Genomic DNA, 16333 nt, shown 5'->3' with positions numbered 1-16333 from the left:
GCTCACGCTGCGGATCCCTTCAGTTACGCAGGGCTCACTTGCCTCCCGAGAAGGTAATCCCTTGCGTGATCTGCTTCTGCGCGGTGAAGAACAGCACCAGGCACGGCAGCGTGATCAGCAGCGAGGTTGCCATCAGCAACGGGGTGTCCGTGCTGTTGACCGTCTGGAAGCCGGCCAGGGCCAACGGCAACGTCTTCCACTGGTCGGAGTTGATGTAGATCGCCGGCCCGAGGAAGTTGTTCCAGTAGCCCATGAACAGCAGGATCGAGACCGCCACCACGGCCGGCCGGGCCAGCGGCAGGTAGACCAGCCAGAACGTCTTGAACCACCCGCACCCGTCGACCACCGCGGCGTCCGCCAGCTCCGAGGGCATCCGCGCGAAGAACTGCCGGAACAGGAAGATGAAGAACGGCGAGCCGAAGAAGGCCGGCAGGATGAGCGGATAGAGGGTGTCGATCATCCCGAGGTTGTTGAAGAGCATGAACTGCGGAACCATCGTCACCTCCCCCGGCAGCAGCATCGTCGCCAGCACGACGCCGAACACCACCCCCGAGAACCGCACCCGCAGCCGCGCGAACGCGAAGCCGGCCAGCGAGCAGGAGAAGACTGTGCCGACGATCGGGATCACCGTGGTCAGCACCGAGTTCAGCGTGTACCGCCAGAACGGGAACGACGTCACCGCCCGCCGGTAGTTGTCCCACAGGAACTCATGCGGTACGACGCTCGCCCCCGAACTGCCCACTCCGGCCAGGGAGCGCAGTGAGGTGGCGATCATCCACAGGAACGGGTACACGAACACGACCGAGCCGGCCGCGAGGACGACGTACAGGATGATCGTGGTCAGTAGGCTTCGGCGTTTCATGCTGACTTCCTCGTACGACGGCGACGGCGGGCGCTCGTCATCTCGGTCTCGTAGTAGACGGCGAAGGCACTCCCCCGCAGCGTCACCGTGGTCAGCGCCAGGATGACGACGAACAGGATCCAGGCCAGCGCGGACGCGTAGCCCATCCGGAAGTCCCGGAACGCGTTCTCGTACAGGTAGTAGACGAAGAACAGCAGCGAGTCCTTCGGGCCGCCGTTCGCGATGAATCCCTGGGTGAAGATCTGCAGTGAGCCGATGATCCCGGTGAGCGCGTTGAACAGGATGATCGGCGACATCTGCGGCATCGTCACGTGCCAGAACGTCCGCACCGGACCGGCGCCGTCGATGGCGGCCGCCTCGTACAGGTTCGGCGGCACGTCCTTGAGGCCGGCCAGGTAGATCACCATCGCGCCGCCGACCGTCCACAGACTCATCAGGATCACCGTCGGCAACGCCCAGGCCGCGTCGTTGAACCAGCCCGGCCCGTTGATCCCGACCTTGCCGAGGATGTCGTTCGCGAGCCCGTACTGCGGGTTGAAAACCCAGAGGAACAAGACCATCTGGGCCACGCCGGACACCAGGCTCGGCAGGTACCAGATGGTCCGGAAGAGCCGCATCCCCGGCAGTTCGGTGTTGAGCAGCAGCGCGACCACGAACGCGAGCGCGGTCTGCAACGGCACGCTGATCACGCCGTACAGAAGGGTGACCTTGAGCGCCTGCGCGACCTTGGGATCGCTGAACGCCTCGCTGTAGTTGGCGAGGCCGACGAACTGCGGTGGCGTCAGCAGGTCCCACGACGTCAGGCTGACGTAGACCGACGAGATCATCGGCCCGACCGTGAAGATCGCGAACCCGATCAGCCACGGCGAGATGAACAGCCAGAACGCGATCGTCTTGTCCGCCCGCGGCCACCGCCGGCGCGCCCCGTACGCCGCCAGTCCGATGACGGCGTACAGGACGATCAGCAGGAGCAGGAACGGGACCAGTGGGACGAGCGCGGCCGGCACACCCCAAGACGCCGCGAGCTCCCGGATCCAGCCGATTGTCGGGTTCACTTCTTCAGCGCCGCCGTGCACTTGGCGGAGAGCTCCGGCAGGATCTTGGCCACGTCGTCCTTGCCGGTGCCCAGCGCGGTGTAGCTGTTCATCCCCTTCTCCGCGTCACCGGAGACCTGGTTCTCCTTGGCCACCGAGGGGCCGACGACGCCGGTCTTCAGCGCGGTGGTGAAAGCGGCCAGGTTGCGGTCGGCCGGCAGCACCTTCTCCAAGGTGCCCGAGGACGCGGCGATCACCGGTACGCCGAGCGCAGTGTTGCCCTGGATCAGTTGATCCTGCGCGATCTGCTGCGTACCGACGAACTCGACGAACTTCTTCGCCGTCTCCAACTGCTTGCCGGTCGCCTTCTTGCTGATCGCGAGCCCGTCGACCTCCATCTGGAACCCCTTGCCCGGCACCGGGACCAGCGTCCAGTTCGGCTTGCTGATCTTGGCGAAATCGGCCACGGTCCACGGGCCGAAGTCGCTGAACATGGCCAGCCGGCCGGCCGCGAACCACTGCGCCTGGTCCTGGCCCTTGATATCGATCGAGGTCGGCGCGGCCTTCTGGTTCTGCATGTCGACGACGTACTGCGCGGCCTTCACCCCGGTCTCGTCGCCGAAGGTGCAGGCGGTCCCGTCGGCGTTGTAGTAGCTGCCGCCCGCGGCGGTGAGCCAGCCCCGGTAGTACAGGTTGCTCGACCCGTAGACGCGCGCCTTGCCGTCACCGTGCGACAGCTTGGCGGCCAGCACCTTGAACTCGTCGAGCGTCAGCGGCGTCGTTGCGCTCGGCAACGGGACGCCGGCGGCCTTGAAGGCGTCCACGTTGATCGCCATCACCTTGGGCTTGGCCGCGAACGGCATCGCGTAGTACTTGCCCTGGACCTGGAGCGCCGACGAGATGTTCGGCTGGACGTACTTGGTCGGGTCGACCTGCTGCTCGGCGAAGCTGGACACGAAGCCGGCCAGGCTGTTGTTGCTGATCTCCATCACGGTCGACTGGGTGCCGCCGGCGATCGAGGTCAGGACCTTCTGCTCGTAGTCGGCCTGGATCCAGTTCGTCGTCACCTTGGTGCCGGGGTTGGCCTTCTCGAACGCCGCGGCGATCGCCTTCAGCGAGGCAGCCTCGGAGTTCGCGCCCCAGAACGAGAACGTGATCTCGGCGGAGTCGCTCTTGGCGTTGCTCGCAGGCTGACTGCCGGTCGCGCAACCGGCGGCGAGCAACAGCGCAACAGCAACCGGGGCCACGCGGAGGGGATTCTTCATGAGGGGTCCTTGGTCTCGACCCGGACGGTCTCGCCGGGCTGGATGAGGTGGGTTGCGGTGCCGACCGTCACGGTCAGCGGGCCAGGTCCGCTGTGAACAGTGACCTCGGTGCACCGCCGCGCTTCCTGGGTGATGCAGAGATCCCAGTCGCCGATCCGCACGTGGTCGGCGGTCAGCCGGCCGATCTCCTGCGGCAGGTGGGATTCGATGGTCAAGGCCGCCCCGGCCTGTGGGCGCAGGCCGAGCAGACCGACGACCAGGTGGTCGACGACGGTGAAGGAGATCTCCGGGTAGTCGTCCCGGCTGTCGATCAGCTGTTTGGTCCAGCTCCAGGCCGACTCGTCGCGTCCGTTCTTGAAGAGCAGCTCGGGGTAGTAGCTCTTCGACTCGATGTTCAGTGGCGGGTTCGACGCCATCTTGGCTTCGCAGTAGTCGAGGAAGCGCTCGTTGCGTTCGCCGCTCCCGGTGATCCCGAACAGCGCCGCCAGCGTGTGCGACTCCAGCCCCCAGTCGAAGTCGAGGCCTTCCTTGGTCACACCGCGCGCGAACTGCTCACCGTTCCACCAACTCTGGTACGTCGCCTGGATCCGATCCGCCGCCGCATCCCGCCCGAGCTTGCGCAGTACGGCGTACTGCGTGGCCAGACCGTCACCCGCGATCAGGAGGGGTGCCTCGCGCTCGTTGTACGTCGCGGTCCCCAGGAAGATGTCGGCGGTCCCGCCGGCCTCCGGGATGCCGTCACCATCGGCATCGTGAGCCGTCACGAACTCGCCAACACTGGTCTCGTAGTAGGCCGCGAGATCCGGGTCGTCGAGCCATCGGCGGTCGCCGGTCCAGTCGTACTGTTCCAGCGCCCGGTAGCAGAGGTCGAACACCGCGGGGATCTCCCGGACGAAGTGCTCGTCGTTGTGGTAGTCCAGCGCCGCGATCCGGCCGTCGAAATGGAACGCCCAGATCGGGAACCATTTCCGGGCCGGCGTCGCGGACCGGGCGAAATGCCGGAACATCGCGAAGTTCTCGGCGTCCAGGCCGAGCAGGTGCGCCCCGGCGGCCTGGTGGCAGATGTCCCGCGAGTAGAACATGTCCCGGGACGGGTAGCCGGCCCAGTACGACGGCAGGTTGCCCGGCGTTCCATCTCCGGTCTGCACCGTGGTCTGGACCCAGTCGAGGGCGCGCTGGGAGGCCCAGCCGAAGGCGTCCTCGACGTAGCCCGAGTCGGAGCTCACAGTGAGCACTGGCACTCCCTCCGAGATTGGATATTAGCGGTAAAATTTCCTTGCTAAAGTAAACACCTAGACCAATTCCGTCAATACTTCAGCTGCGCCGGTTTTACCGCTATAGTCGCCGCCGTGACGAGCTTTGAGATCCGCTCCCTGGACGGTTCCGTGCAGCGGACCGGCACCGCGACCGGCGCATCCTCGGTGACCGAGTTGCCCGGCACCGAGCCCGGTGTCTTCCGCTTCGAAGTCGTGGCCGAGGGCCCGGTGACCCTGCAGTGGACCTGGCCGACCGGCTCGGCAGTGACGCTGTGGCGGGCCACTTGCGGCGCGCGTCGCGAGCTCCCGACCGACTGGGGTTCGCGGCGCCGGATCCGCTCGGTCCGTTCCGCGCCCGTCGGCAGTCTCGTGGACGATCACGACCGCAGCCTGCTGACCGTGGCGCTGTCGGCACATGTCCGCGGCTGCGAGTTCGCGATCGGGGTGAACGAGGAGACCGCCGAGCAGCTGATCGAGCTGGTTGCCGACGACATCGAGTCCCCCAGCTTCGTGCTGCGGATCGACCTGCGCGACGTGCATTTCGCCGAGGCGCTGCGCGGCGTGACCGCCGACTGGACCGCGGACCTCGGTGACCGGGTGGCCGTCGTACCGAAGCTTGCCCGGCAGGCCATGTATTCGACCTGGTACAGCGACCATCAGCACGTGACCGCTTCGACGGTCGAACACCACGCGGCCGCGAGCGCGGCGTACGGGTGTGAGGCGATCATCGTCGACGACGGCTGGCAGACGGACAGCACCGCACGCGGCTACGCGTACTGCGGTGACTGGGAGCCGACCAGTGGCAAGTTCCCCGACATGACCGAGCATGTACGCCGGGTGCACGAGCTCGGACTGCGCTACGTGCTGTGGATCGCCCCGCCGCTGATCGGCGCGTACTCCAAGGCGTGGGAGCGGTTGAAGGACCGCGTGCTCGGCTTCCCCGACGGCGACACGGTAGCGGTACTGGATCCGCGCTACCCCGAGGTCCGTGAGCACCTGGTCGAGTGTTGCGTCCGTCCGGTCCGGGACTGGGGTGTCGACGGGCTGAAGATCGACTTCATCGACTCGTGGGCGTGGGACGGTCCTGTCCCGGACGCGCCTGATGCTGACTGCACCTCGGTCGATGAGGGTGTGGAGCTGCTGCTGCAGGCGGTGCGGGACGAGGTGCAGCGGCTGCGGGACGACGTACTGATCGAGTTCCGGCAGGACTATGTGAACCCGCGACTCTGGCAGTTCGGCACCTTCCTGCGGGCCGGGGACTGCGCTATGGATCCGGTGGAGAACCGGGTCCGCACGATCGACACTCGACTGCTCGCGGGCGACCGCGCGGTGCACTCCGACATGCTGATGTGGCATCCGTCGGCCGCACCGGAGACGGTGGCGCACCAGTTCATCGGTGCGCTGTTCAGTGCGGTGCAGGTGTCGATGGAGCTGGAGGCGTTGCCGGCTGCACACGATCAGGTGGTGCGGTTCTGGCTGGCGTTCATGCGCGAGCACTTCGACGTACTGCACCACGGCGTCCTGCTGCCGTCCCGGTCGGACGCGCGGTATCCGCAGGTCCGAGCCGTCGGCGCAACCACCGTGGTGGCCGCGTTCACCAACCCGGTGGTGCAGTTGGAGGAGACGGACCGCTCGATCGTGCTGGTGAACGGCGGCAGCGAGCCGCGACTCCTGGTCGAAGGTGCCGGCCCCGGACCGGTCGACCTCGTAGTGTCTGACTGTTCGGGGGTCGAGGTGTTTCGCGGTACGACGACTCCGCCCGCGGGACTGTGGGTGGTCGACGTACCGACGGCCGGGGTGGCCCGGATCGACAGGAACTGAGGGGGATCGATTGGTGTCACGACCACGCCGTACGACGGTTGCGGATGTCGCTCGGCTAGCAGGGGTGTCGGCGATGACGGTGTCGAACGTGCTGAACGCACCGCATCGGGTCAGCGAGCCGACGGTCCGGACTGTGCAGGCCGCGATCGACGAGCTCGGCTACACCCCGAACCATGCTGCCCGCGCTCTCTCGTCGGGCCGCAGTCAGGTGATCGGCCTGCCGCTGTACGACGAGTTCAGCGAGGAGAACCCGGGGCTCAGTGGCTTCCTGCACGGTCTGCTCGACGGCCTGGTCCGAGCCGCAGCCGTCTCCGGGTACGGCGTTCACGTGACCACGCCGGCTGCCGGAGCAACCGAGATCGCGCTCTACGAGAAGCTGATCGCGGCCCGGCAGGTCGATGCGATCGTGGTGCTGGAGACGATGCCGAACGACGCGCGGATCGAGTTCCTCAGTCAGCGCCGGTTCCCGTTCGTCGCGTTCGGCCGCACCGGCCCGCAGCACCGCCAGTGCTGGGTCGACGTGGACAACGAGACCTCGATGGCCGGGATCGCCCGGCACCTGCGCGAGACCGGCCGAGAAAGCGCTCTCTACCTGCGAACGGACAGCTCGCTCCCCTGGGTCCACCAACGCGAGGACGGCTTCGTCCGCGAGTTCCCCAAGACCGTCGTCCGCTCGTTCAGCACGCTGGAAGATGTCGACGCTTTCGTCTCGGAGAGCGCTCCCCCGGATGTTCTCGTCGCCGACAACGACGCCTTCGCGGTAGTCGCGATGCGCGCCCTGCAACGCCGCGGGATCCAGGTCGGCCAGGACGTCGCCGTCACCGGCTTCAACGACTTCCCCTTCGCCAGCATGCTCGACACTCCCCTGACCACCGCGCGGATCCCGCTGCGCGACATCGCCGCCTGCCTCTTCGACCGCGCCCTGATCGAGATCAACGGCGACGCGGATCAGCCCGGCCGGCTAGTCACCGCACCACTGGTAGTTCGGTCGAGCGCCTGACGGGCGATGAGCAGCACCACCGTCGTCCCGATCACGCCGGACGCGGCGATGGTCAGATTGGGCGCGATCAACGTGCCTACCACCCCGGCCAACGCGATGCTCACTCCCTGGATTGCCATCAGCCCGCTGGTCTGCACGGTGAAGAGCCGACCCCGGTACGCCGGATCGGAGGCGTCGAGGATCATCGGATCGACGGCCTGGTTGAACGCGTACCCGGCACCTGAAGCCGCGAGCAGGAGTGCGGCGATCGGCACGGACGGCCTGGCCAGGAAGGCGATGGCGGGCAGCTGACTGGCCAGGAGCAGAGGAACGACGAGCCGTCGACGCGTAGCCGGGTGAAGTTTTGCGACGACGAGCTCGCCGAGCACAGTTCCGGCCGCATACCCGGTGAAGAGCGCACCCGCCGTGGCCGGGGCAGCGCCGGTCTGTGCCGAGTAGGCGACCGCGAGCCCGTCCGGAACCGACGAGAAGGCCGGTGCCACCCAGGTCAGCAGGATCAGCGGCCGCAACCGCGGGTGGGTGAACAGGTACCGGAGACCGCTCCACGAGTCGCGCACGGTACTGCGAGTGCGCTCGCCTGCCGGTGAGTACGGCGTACCGGCGCCGATCAGCACTGCGGAGACCAGGAAGGTCACCACGTCGACCGCAAGTAGCCATGGTGCGCCAACTGCCGCGACCGCGGCCGCACCGAGCGCGAACCCGGTCAGCACGGTCAGCTGACTGATTGCCCGCAGCAACGATCGGCCGGCCGGAAACAGCTCGGCCGGCAGCAGATGCGCCAGGCTCGCGGAGCGGGCTCCGGCGAAGATCGGTGCGATCACGCCCGTCGCCAGCAGCAACCCGAGCAACGCGCCGACCGGCAAGCCCGGGATCAGCATCAGGGCGATGCAGACCGCGCTCAACACATCGCACACCACCAGCACGCGGCGTGCCGGGAAGCGGTCGGCGATGGAGGACAGGAGGATGCCGCCGAGCGCGTACGGGAGGAACGAGCAGGCCAGGACGAGGGCCGAGAGCAACGGTGAGCCGGTCCGTTCGAAGATCAGGATCGACAACGCCACTTGCGCGGCGATGGTGCCGAGCATCGAGACGGCATGCGCCACGAAGACGTTGCGCAGACCGGGAAGGACGAGAACAGCTCGATAGGACCTCACGCCTCGAAGGGTGTCGGAGGGCGGTGCCGACACCATAGACTTTTGGTTGTGACCGAAAGTTCTGCCGGATGACCGTCCTGCACTTCACCCAGAGCGATGCGCTGCGCTGCCGATTCGGGGCGTCGCCGTTGTGGGAGACGGTGTCCGCGGTGCGGGTGCTGAACGGGGTTCGGCATCGGCCGATGTATGCGCCGTGGGTGGCATCGAAGGCCGAGGCCGCGGCTGGGCTGGATCTGAGTGGGCTGCAGGCCACGCAGCCGCGGATCGGGTTCAGTCCGGACTTCATGACGCCGCCGCCCAAGGCCTCGCGGGCCAAGCTCAGCACCGAGTTGGCTCGCGTCCGCAGTACGCCGATCGATCGGGTCCGGCGCGAACTGACCCGGTCCCGGGACGAGTTCAACAATCCCGGCGCACCTGAGATCGACCGGATGCTGACCAACCCGGCGCGCGCCCGGGACCGGCTGGCCGACGAGATCGAGAGCGCGTGGGAGGCCCTGATCAAGCCGGACTGGCCGATGATCAGCCGGGTGCTCGAGGACGACATCGCCTATCGCGGCGGCCAACTCACGGACGGCGGTCTGGCCGCGCTCTTCGACGATCTGCATCCGACACTGAGCTGGGAGGACGATCGGCTGATCGCCAGCCAGTACCGCGAACCCACGCACAAGCTCACCGGCCAGGGACTGCTGCTCGTGCCCGGCGTCTTCGCCTGGCCGCACCTCGTGATGATCGTCGACCCGAACTACCAGCCCGCCCTCGTCTACCCGGCGCGCGGCGCAGCCCGCCTCTGGTCCGACGCCCCCACTCCCCCGGATCCGCTCGCTCGATTGCTCGGGCGCACGCGAGCCACCCTGCTGGTCGCGCTCGACCCACCGGCGACGACCAGTGCGCTCGCCGCCGAACACGGCCTCGCGCTGGCCACGGTTGCTGAGCACCTCGCGGCACTCCACGACGCCGGGCTGGCGACGCGCCGCCGTACAGGGCATCGGGTGCACTACCGGAGGACCGAAGTGGGCCAAGCGGTGATCGACTCCTCGGTAAACTGACACAGTCATACTGTCGGGATGAACATGCGGCACATCCGGCGCTGGCCGGCCTCGCTCGCGGTGGTCGCCGTCCTGATCCTGCAGTTGCTGATCCCGACGCAGATCGCGACCTTCCCGCGCTGGGTGATGCCGGCGCTCGGCGCGTTGCTCCTGCTGCCACTGGTGTGGATGAACCCGTTCCATCTGCGGCGCGACGAACCCTGGCTGCGTTGGGTCGAGGTCACGCTGCTCGGGGTCCTGGTGCTGGCCAACGCGATCTATTTGGCCGAGCTGATCGTGTACCTGAACTCGGGCGCCGCGAACAACGGCCTGGTGCTGGTGAAGGCGGCGGCGCTGATCTGGGCGACGAATGTCGTTGCCTTCGGCATTTGGTACTGGGAGGTCGACGGCGGCGGGCCGTTCGCCCGGGCGCCCGAGCACGAGCGTCCCGAGGAGCGGGCCGATCTGCTGTTCCCGCAGATGACCGTCGACCTGCCGGGATGGCAGAAGTGGATCCCCGGATTCACCGACTACCTGTTCGTCGCGTTCACCGCGGCGACGGCGTTCAGCCCGACCGACACGATGCCGCTGACGGCCCGGGTGAAGGTGCTGATGGCGGTCCAGTCGGCGATCGCGCTGCTCACTGTCGCGGTGGTCGCGGCGCGGGCCGTCAACGTCCTCTGAACAGTGTCGCTCCAGGATGGGCCTCGACAGCCATGTAATGGGCATGAGAACGTTATGCCCATGTACAGCACAAAGTCGGTGGGGCTCGGCTTCGCGCTCTTCTCGGCCGTCACGTTCGGTGGCTCGGGAGCCTTCGCGAAGCCGCTGATCGGTGCCGGATTCACGCCGCTGCAGGCCGCCTGGGTGCGGATCCTGGGCGCCGCGCTGCTGCTCGTGCCGCTGGTGCTGATGCTCCGCGGCAGTGCGGGACTGCGCGCGGCACGGGCGTCGTGGAAGCCGCTGGTGCTGTACGGGCTGACCGGGATCGCCGGTTGCCAGGCACTGTTCTTCGCCGCGGCCAGCCGGCTCCCGGTCGGGGTCGCGCTGATGCTCGAGTTCTCCGGTCCGGTGCTCGTGGTGCTGTGGCTCAAGTTCGGCCAGAAGGTCGCCGTACCGCGATCAGCCGCGGTCGGTGTGGGGATCGCTCTGCTCGGTCTGGCCACGGTGGCCGAGATCTGGACCGGGCTCAAGATCGACCTGATCGGGCTGCTCGCTGGGCTAGCGGCGGCCGCCTGCCAGGCGACGTACTTCATCCTGATCGACAAGCTGACCGGGGTCGCCGATCCGCTGGTGATGACGGCCGCTGGAAGCGTGGTCGGTGCCGTCGCGCTCACCCTGATCGCGCTGCCGTGGCAGACGCCGTGGCACGTGCTGACCGACACGATCGCGATCGGTCATCGGCATGCGCCGGGCTGGATGATGGCCACCTGGCTGATCGTGATCAGTACCGTGGTCGCCTACCTCGCCGGAGCGGCCGCCGTACAGCGGCTGTCGGCGGCGATCGCGGGAGCAGTCGCGTACGTCGAAGTGGTCGCGGCCAGCTTGTTCGCGTTGGTACTGCTGAATGAGCGGCTCACGACCAACCAGATCATCGGTGGTTCGATCGTGCTGGTTGGCGCGTTCGTGGCCCAGTCGTCGGTGGGCAAGGTCGCCCCGCCGGAGGTTCCGGTGCCCACCGACGTACTGGATCCCAGTCTCACCTGAGCCCTAGTTTTCTTTGAGTATGGCGACAAGCTCGCGAGGGAGACCGTGGGTCTCGTGCAGGTACTCGTAGTCGGTCTCGTCGAGCGACTTGTGGAACCGCTCGTGACTGAGGATCTTGCGGCCACGGTCGAGCAGGTTGCTGAACCGGATCTCCTCGTCGATCAGGATCCGCCGGACCAGCGTCACCGACTCGCCCTGGTGGAAGTGGTTCAGCGTGTGCTCGAACAGTTCGAGCGGCAGGTCGGACAGGCTGCTTGAGTCGTCCCCGCTCCACAACAGCGTCAGCACTCGGCGGATCAGCCGGCGCAGGACATAACCGCGCCCGGTGTTCGACGGGTGCACGCCGTCGCCGACGATCACGATGCTCGACCGCAGGTGGTCGATCACGATCCGCTGCTCCTCGGTGCTGAGCTTCCACAGCTTCGGTGTCTCCCGCATCCACGGCTCGAACAGACTCGTCTCGTAGACCGAATCCTTGCCTTCCAGCAACATGGTCAGCCGCTCGAGCCCGAGGCCGGTGTCGATGTTCTGCTGCCGCAGCGTTTCCAGCGAACCGTCGTCGTGCCGGCGGTACCGCATCATCACGTGGTTCCAGATCTCGACCCAGCGGTCGTCGGTAGTCGGCGTACCCTCCGGCTCACCGTCGCCGGTCCACACAAACATCTCCGAGTCGGGACCGCACGGGCCTGTCGGGCCGTTCGACCACCAGTTGTCCTCGGTGGTCAGCTCGATCGGCAGACCGAGCTCCTGCCAGGTGCGCAGCGACTCCTGGTCGAGCGGGACCTGCGTGTCCCCGCCGAACACGGTCACGTACAGGCGGCTCGGGTCGATGCCGAAGCCCTCGGTCAGCAGTTCGTAGCCCCAGCGGAGCGTCTGGCTGCTGCCGTAGTCGCCGAGCGACCACGAGCCGAGCATCTCGAACACGGTCAGGTGTGTCGGGTCGCCGACCTCGTCGAGGTCCGTCGTTCGCAGGCATCGCTGGATCCCCACGAGCCGGCGACCCATCGGATGTGGTTCACCTTCCAGGTACGGCGTGAGTGGGTGCATCCCGGACGTCGTGAACAGCACCGGATCACCCAGGCGCGGGATCAGCGTGGACCCGGTGGTCGGGATGTGACCGTGCTGCTGGAAGTAGTCGATGAAGGTGCGGGAGATGGTCTTCTGGAGCGTAGAGCTCATGGTTCTGGGTCCCTTACTGAGAAGACCGGACCCGAGTCACCTGGCGTCAGGAACGACAAAACCGGCGAACCGTTTCCGGTCGCCGGTGGTGGAGGAAGATGTCAGGCAGCGGCAGCCGGAGAGCACGAAGCTCGTACGGCTGCTACCAAGCTGAACATCTGATGCATGCCAAAGAGCGTACACGATCAGTCAGGCCCGATGTCCAGCAGTTCGCGCAGCGTGGCGCCGGACTGTTGCCAGGACCACTCGTCCTTGACCCACTGCCGACCCGCCGCGCCCATCCGCTGGGCCTTCGCCGGATCGGTCAACAGCTCGATCAGCCGGACCGCTACCGCGACCTGGTTGTAGGGGTCCACCAGATACCCGGTCTCCCCGTGCCGGACCGTGTCCGGGGTCCCGCCAGAGTCGCCGATCACCACTGGCTTTCCGGTGGCGGATGCCTCCAGCGTGACGATCCCGAGCGCCTCCGGCTCGAACCCGAACCGGCGGGTGCGGCTCGGCATCGCGAACACATCCACGGCGTCCAGGTACGGCGGGATGTCGGCCCACGGCACGGGCCCGGTGAAGACGACCGACCTGGTGGAGGCAGCCAGCGCCTCGAGCCGCGCCCGATCAGGCCCACCGCCGACGATCAGCAGCGTGGCCGACGGCACAGCGGCCAGCACCCGAGGCCACGCACGAATCAGGGTGTCCTGCCCTTTCCGTGGAACCAATCTGGAAACGCAGGCCACGACTGGCGTCTCGCGGATCCGCTCTCCTCCGCAGCCAGGGAAGAATCGCGTGGTGTCGACTCCTGGAGCCAGGCGGCGCATGCGGGCGGCGGCGGCCGGCGACAGCGCCGGGGCGATCTGCTCGGCGCACCATGACGACACTGTGGTGAGGGTGTCGGCAGCGTCGGCGATGCGACGCAGGGCTTGACGGGTGCCGGGAACACCGGCCCACCACGTCTCGTGGCCGTGGCTGACGGCAACGATCCGCTGCGCCCCGGCTCGCCGCAACGCCGGGCCCATCAATCCCAGTGGAGCCGCCGCGCCGAACAGCACCCGGTCGGCGCCGTACTCGCGCATCAACTCGACAGCGCGCCGGGTGGTCCTCGGCGTCGGCACGAGCATCGACGTACGGTCGCGGATCACCGGGAACGGCAGCGTCGCGTCGTACTCGGCGTCGCCGGGTTCGCGGGAGGTGTAGACGACGAGGTCGGGCAACTGGTCGCACAGGGAGCGGACGAACGACTCGATTCCGCCTTGCCGCGGCGGGAAGTCGTTGGTGACAACGAGAACGGTCATTTGTGGGCGGCGGCCCAGGCCCGGCCCATCGCGATGCGTTCCGGAGCGGTCGGGTGTGAGGCGAACATCCAGTACCGCCAGCGGCTCGGCGTCAGGCCGGAGATGTTCGTCACCGCGAGGTTGTGCTCCATCGCGATGAAGTCCTCCGGATCGTTCGTCAGCCGCAGCGAGTGGTAGTCCGCGCGCGCCTCGATCCGCCGGCTGACCAGGTTCTGCACCGGGCTGGAGAGCGTCGTACCGAGCGCGATCAACGCCAGCAGCGCGGCAGTCCGCCGCGGGTCCGCCATCCTTGCCCCGAGCAACGCTCCGAGCAGGACGACGCCGAACGCAGCGCCGAGTACGCCGATCAGCGTGCCGTGCAGGACGTCGTCCTCGGCCGCGTGGCCGAGCTCGTGCGCGACCACCAGCCGGGTCTGGGCCGGCGGCGTCTGCTTCAGCAGCGTGTCGTAGACGACCAGCCGCCGGGTCGATCCGAAGCCGGAAACGTAAGCATTCAAGGCGGTTGTCCGCCTCGACGCATCAGCGACCAGCACATCCTTGACCGGTACGCCGTCGTCGGCCGCGAGCTTGAGGAAATCGTCTCGCTGTGCGCCGGCCGGCATCGACGTGAAGTTGTTGAACCTCGGCTCGACCAGAACCGGGTACGCGAACGACACCCCGAGCACGAGCAGCGCGGTGATGATGGCCGCAGGCAACCACCACGTCTTCTGGCGGCGCTTGGCCAGCCCGATCAGGCAGACGGCGATCACCGCGATCGCCAGGGCGACCAGCAGCCAGTTCACCGCGCGATCGCGGGCCCACAGCCCCCATCCCTGGACCGACAGTCCGTACTTGCGGGTGACACGCTCGGCCAGTACGTCGGTCGGCAGCGTGATGAGGCTGGTGAGCAGTCCGAGCCCGGCGATCAGCAGCGGCACGGCGACGTACCAGCGGCTGATGCGGAGGGCGTCGTACAGGCGGCGGCCGAGCGGGCTGAAGCCGACCGCCAGCGGGACCACGACCGACAGCACCCAGGAGGTCGTTGACCATGGCAACAACTCGGTCCGGAACTGTTGCTGGCGGGCGATCTCGGCCGGGGTGAAGTCCAGTGCTGGGTCGGGCGTCGGCAGGTCGATCAGGTGCCAGGGGGTCGTGGTGACTATCACCACGACCAACGCGACCGCAAGGACGACCGCGGCAATCCGCGGCGCCCAGCGGCCGTCAAGCACCAGCCAACCTCTTGAGGTACTTCTGCCACTCAACGACGAACTCCTGCTCGGTCATCCCCAGGATCGACTTGAACGCATCAGCCAACCCGCTCGTGCTCTTCGAAGCATGCACCGCGCGATAGAACTTCACCAAGGCGGCCTGCCCTTCCCGCTCGGAGATCAGCCGGCACGCGAGCCAGGCGGACTCGTAGGCCTGGGACAGATCGGCCGACGAGGCAGCGAACGCATTCGTGTCGGGGAGCGCGGCCGGGACCTTGCCGGCCCGGATCGCCTTGAAGAGCTCCTTCGCGGCCGACTCGTCCTGAACCGGCACCGCAGTGAACGCGACGTAGTCGGCGAAGCCCTCGGCCAGCCACAGCGGCACCGGCGATGCGGTCGCCGTCGACGCGACGTGTGTGGTCTCGTGGGTCAGCACGATCCGGCGGCCCTGCTTGCCGAGCTCCTCGAACAGCTTGGGGTTGGCAACGATCCGCACCGGCGCGCCGCTCTGCGGCTGGTCGAGCTCGGCCATCGTGACGGCGGCGATCTGCGTGTACGTGTTCGGCGCCGCGCCGAGCACGGCCTCCATCTGGGACTGCTTGGCCGGCAGGTAGACGACCACCTTCTGCGGCCAGGCCTTGCCCCACACCTTGCTGACCGAGGTGACCGCCCGATCCGCGACGGCGACGTACGCGTCCGCCTGGGCCTTGGACTTCAGGCTGATCACCAGGCTGCGATCGCCCTTGGCGACGTTGAGCGCGCCCAACGTCCAGACCGGACGCCGCTGCCCGGCCACGAAACGGTCCGAGAACGAAGCGGCGTACGCCTTCCCGTCACGCATGACGAAGGTGACCGGGAGGATCGCGCGGGCCGGCTTCACGTCGTACCCGGTGAGTTGCCACGAGACCTCGACCTGCGCGAGCCAGGACGCCGTACCGCCGAGCTCGGCCGTGCGGTCGGGCGCGAGCGCGCCGATGTCGTCGCTCACATAACGGAACTGGAAGGTCCCGATCGGAAGCTGCTCGAGATTCTCGAAGATCGTCCGCGCGCTGACCTTGAACGCGCTCGACTGCGGGTCGACGGTGTCCAGGAACGCGGTGCGGCTCTTGTCCTTCACCGCGTCGGCCATCGCCGTCAGTACGGCGCCACCGTCGGTAGCCCGCTGAACACCGGCCGCAGCCTCGTCATCGGGCGTCGTCGACGTCTGCGGGTCGCGCGAGCCGACCGGCGCGTTGGGATCGGCGGGAGCGTTGGCGACCTGCCGGAGACCGGCATATCCCGCCCCGGCCACCAGGCAGACGGCCAGGCCGATCGCGACCTTCTTGACGATCGTCCCATTGAACGGCGACGGTGGTTTGGGCTCCGCGGGCTTGAGCTCGTCAGCCAGGGCGGCCTGATCGACCGCGGGCATCGGCACCGTATCGCCCTGCTCGTCGATCACTTCGACCCCTCGCTGCTCACCTGCCCCAGTCAGGCGCGACACTCCGTGCCTCCTCCGACAGTAGAGCACTTGGATGGTCGTGAAACGACTCGGCTCCGGGGTCGGGACCCCGGAGC

At 67.6% G+C, this 16333-nt stretch carries 14 protein-coding genes; 5 read left to right on the top strand and 9 right to left on the bottom strand.

Annotated elements, in window-relative coordinates; translation table 11 throughout:
• Positions 1-34 precede the first annotated feature (34 nt).
• Genes OG474_RS34410 through OG474_RS34395 form a run of 4 tightly spaced genes read right to left on the bottom strand, consistent with a single transcriptional unit; the run spans position 35 to position 4396 of the window.
• Entirely contained in the window at positions 35-862 is an 828-nt protein-coding gene (locus OG474_RS34410; protein ID WP_405057788.1) for a carbohydrate ABC transporter permease, read from the bottom strand.
• Positions 859-1917 carry a carbohydrate ABC transporter permease gene (locus tag OG474_RS34405; RefSeq protein ID WP_405057787.1) on the bottom strand — a complete coding sequence of 353 codons (1059 nt, stop codon included), beginning with the start codon at positions 1915-1917 and terminating at the stop codon, positions 859-861. Before OG474_RS34405 ends, OG474_RS34410 begins: the two co-directional genes overlap by 4 nt.
• Positions 1914-3161 (bottom strand): extracellular solute-binding protein, encoded by a 1248-nt coding sequence (locus OG474_RS34400; RefSeq protein ID WP_405057786.1) that lies wholly within the window; start codon positions 3159-3161, stop codon positions 1914-1916. The genes OG474_RS34405 and OG474_RS34400 overlap by 4 nt, the downstream gene beginning before the upstream one ends.
• The gene (locus tag OG474_RS34395; RefSeq protein WP_405057785.1) at positions 3158-4396 is read right to left on the bottom strand and encodes a hypothetical protein; all 1239 of its coding nucleotides are present in this window, start codon (positions 4394-4396) and stop codon (positions 3158-3160) included. Before OG474_RS34395 ends, OG474_RS34400 begins: the two co-directional genes overlap by 4 nt.
• 114 nt (positions 4397-4510) lie before the next feature.
• Here OG474_RS34395 and OG474_RS34390 point away from each other — a divergent pair, with 114 nt between their 5' ends.
• Both OG474_RS34390 and OG474_RS34385 read left to right on the top strand, forming a co-directional pair.
• Positions 4511-6238 (top strand): glycoside hydrolase family 36 protein, encoded by a 1728-nt coding sequence (locus OG474_RS34390; protein WP_405057784.1) that lies wholly within the window; start codon positions 4511-4513, stop codon positions 6236-6238.
• Positions 6239-6251: 13 nt separating this feature from the next.
• Positions 6252-7238: a LacI family DNA-binding transcriptional regulator gene (locus OG474_RS34385; RefSeq protein WP_405057783.1), complete on the top strand. Its 987-nt coding sequence runs from the start codon at positions 6252-6254 to the stop codon at positions 7236-7238.
• Here the strand turns inward: OG474_RS34385 and OG474_RS34380 are convergent.
• On the bottom strand, positions 7187-8392 hold the full coding sequence (locus OG474_RS34380) for an MFS transporter (RefSeq protein ID WP_405057782.1): 1206 nt from the start codon (positions 8390-8392) through the stop codon (positions 7187-7189). The two genes, OG474_RS34385 and OG474_RS34380, sit on opposite strands and share 52 nt — an antisense overlap.
• A gap of 68 nt (positions 8393-8460) precedes the next feature.
• Between OG474_RS34380 and OG474_RS34375 the strand changes: the two genes are divergently transcribed.
• The 3 genes from OG474_RS34375 to OG474_RS34365 are packed head-to-tail and all read left to right on the top strand — an operon-like array spanning position 8461 to position 11124.
• The gene (locus tag OG474_RS34375; RefSeq protein ID WP_405057781.1) at positions 8461-9438 is read left to right on the top strand and encodes a DUF5937 family protein; all 978 of its coding nucleotides are present in this window, start codon (positions 8461-8463) and stop codon (positions 9436-9438) included.
• A gap of 18 nt (positions 9439-9456) precedes the next feature.
• Complete coding sequence (locus OG474_RS34370) at positions 9457-10101, top strand: hypothetical protein (RefSeq protein WP_405057780.1); 645 nt, start codon at positions 9457-9459, stop codon at positions 10099-10101.
• A gap of 60 nt (positions 10102-10161) precedes the next feature.
• Complete coding sequence (locus tag OG474_RS34365) at positions 10162-11124, top strand: EamA family transporter (RefSeq protein WP_405057779.1); 963 nt, start codon at positions 10162-10164, stop codon at positions 11122-11124.
• A 3-nt stretch (positions 11125-11127) separates the two neighbouring features.
• Here the strand turns inward: OG474_RS34365 and OG474_RS34360 are convergent, their stop codons facing one another.
• The 4 genes from OG474_RS34360 to OG474_RS34345 all read right to left on the bottom strand — a co-directional run bounded on the left by OG474_RS34360 (position 11128) and on the right by OG474_RS34345 (position 16259).
• On the bottom strand, positions 11128-12303 hold the full coding sequence (locus OG474_RS34360) for an alanine--tRNA ligase-related protein (protein WP_405057778.1): 1176 nt from the start codon (positions 12301-12303) through the stop codon (positions 11128-11130).
• A gap of 185 nt (positions 12304-12488) precedes the next feature.
• Positions 12489-13589, bottom strand: coding sequence for a glycosyltransferase family 4 protein (locus OG474_RS34355; protein WP_405057777.1), 1101 nt, complete (start codon positions 13587-13589; stop codon positions 12489-12491).
• Positions 13586-14797 carry a M48 family metallopeptidase gene (locus tag OG474_RS34350; protein ID WP_405057776.1) on the bottom strand — a complete coding sequence of 404 codons (1212 nt, stop codon included), beginning with the start codon at positions 14795-14797 and terminating at the stop codon, positions 13586-13588. Before OG474_RS34350 ends, OG474_RS34355 begins: the two co-directional genes overlap by 4 nt.
• On the bottom strand, positions 14790-16259 hold the full coding sequence (locus OG474_RS34345; protein WP_405057775.1) for a hypothetical protein: 1470 nt from the start codon (positions 16257-16259) through the stop codon (positions 14790-14792). The genes OG474_RS34350 and OG474_RS34345 overlap by 8 nt, the downstream gene beginning before the upstream one ends.
• Between the last annotated feature and the right edge of the window lie 74 nt (positions 16260-16333).

The sequence above is a fragment of the Kribbella sp. NBC_01505 genome, from assembly GCF_045040285.1.
Classification (GTDB): domain Bacteria; phylum Actinomycetota; class Actinomycetes; order Propionibacteriales; family Kribbellaceae; genus Kribbella.
This window is presented reverse-complemented; position numbering and strand designations above follow the sequence as displayed.

What these genes read in the sequence shown, in the direction of transcription:
- OG474_RS34410 (WP_405057788.1), bottom strand. Translation starts at nt 862, where the DNA reads ATGAAACGCCGAAGCCTACTGACCACGATCATCCTGTACGTCGTCCTC.
- OG474_RS34400 (WP_405057786.1), bottom strand. Translation starts at nt 3,161, where the DNA reads ATGAAGAATCCCCTCCGCGTGGCCCCGGTTGCTGTTGCGCTGTTGCTC.
- OG474_RS34375 (WP_405057781.1), top strand. Translation starts at nt 8,461, where the DNA reads ATGACCGTCCTGCACTTCACCCAGAGCGATGCGCTGCGCTGCCGATTC.
- OG474_RS34370 (WP_405057780.1), top strand. Translation starts at nt 9,457, where the DNA reads ATGAACATGCGGCACATCCGGCGCTGGCCGGCCTCGCTCGCGGTGGTC.
- OG474_RS34365 (WP_405057779.1), top strand. Translation starts at nt 10,162, where the DNA reads ATGTACAGCACAAAGTCGGTGGGGCTCGGCTTCGCGCTCTTCTCGGCC.
- OG474_RS34360 (WP_405057778.1), bottom strand. Translation starts at nt 12,303, where the DNA reads ATGAGCTCTACGCTCCAGAAGACCATCTCCCGCACCTTCATCGACTAC.
- OG474_RS34355 (WP_405057777.1), bottom strand. Translation starts at nt 13,589, where the DNA reads ATGACCGTTCTCGTTGTCACCAACGACTTCCCGCCGCGGCAAGGCGGA.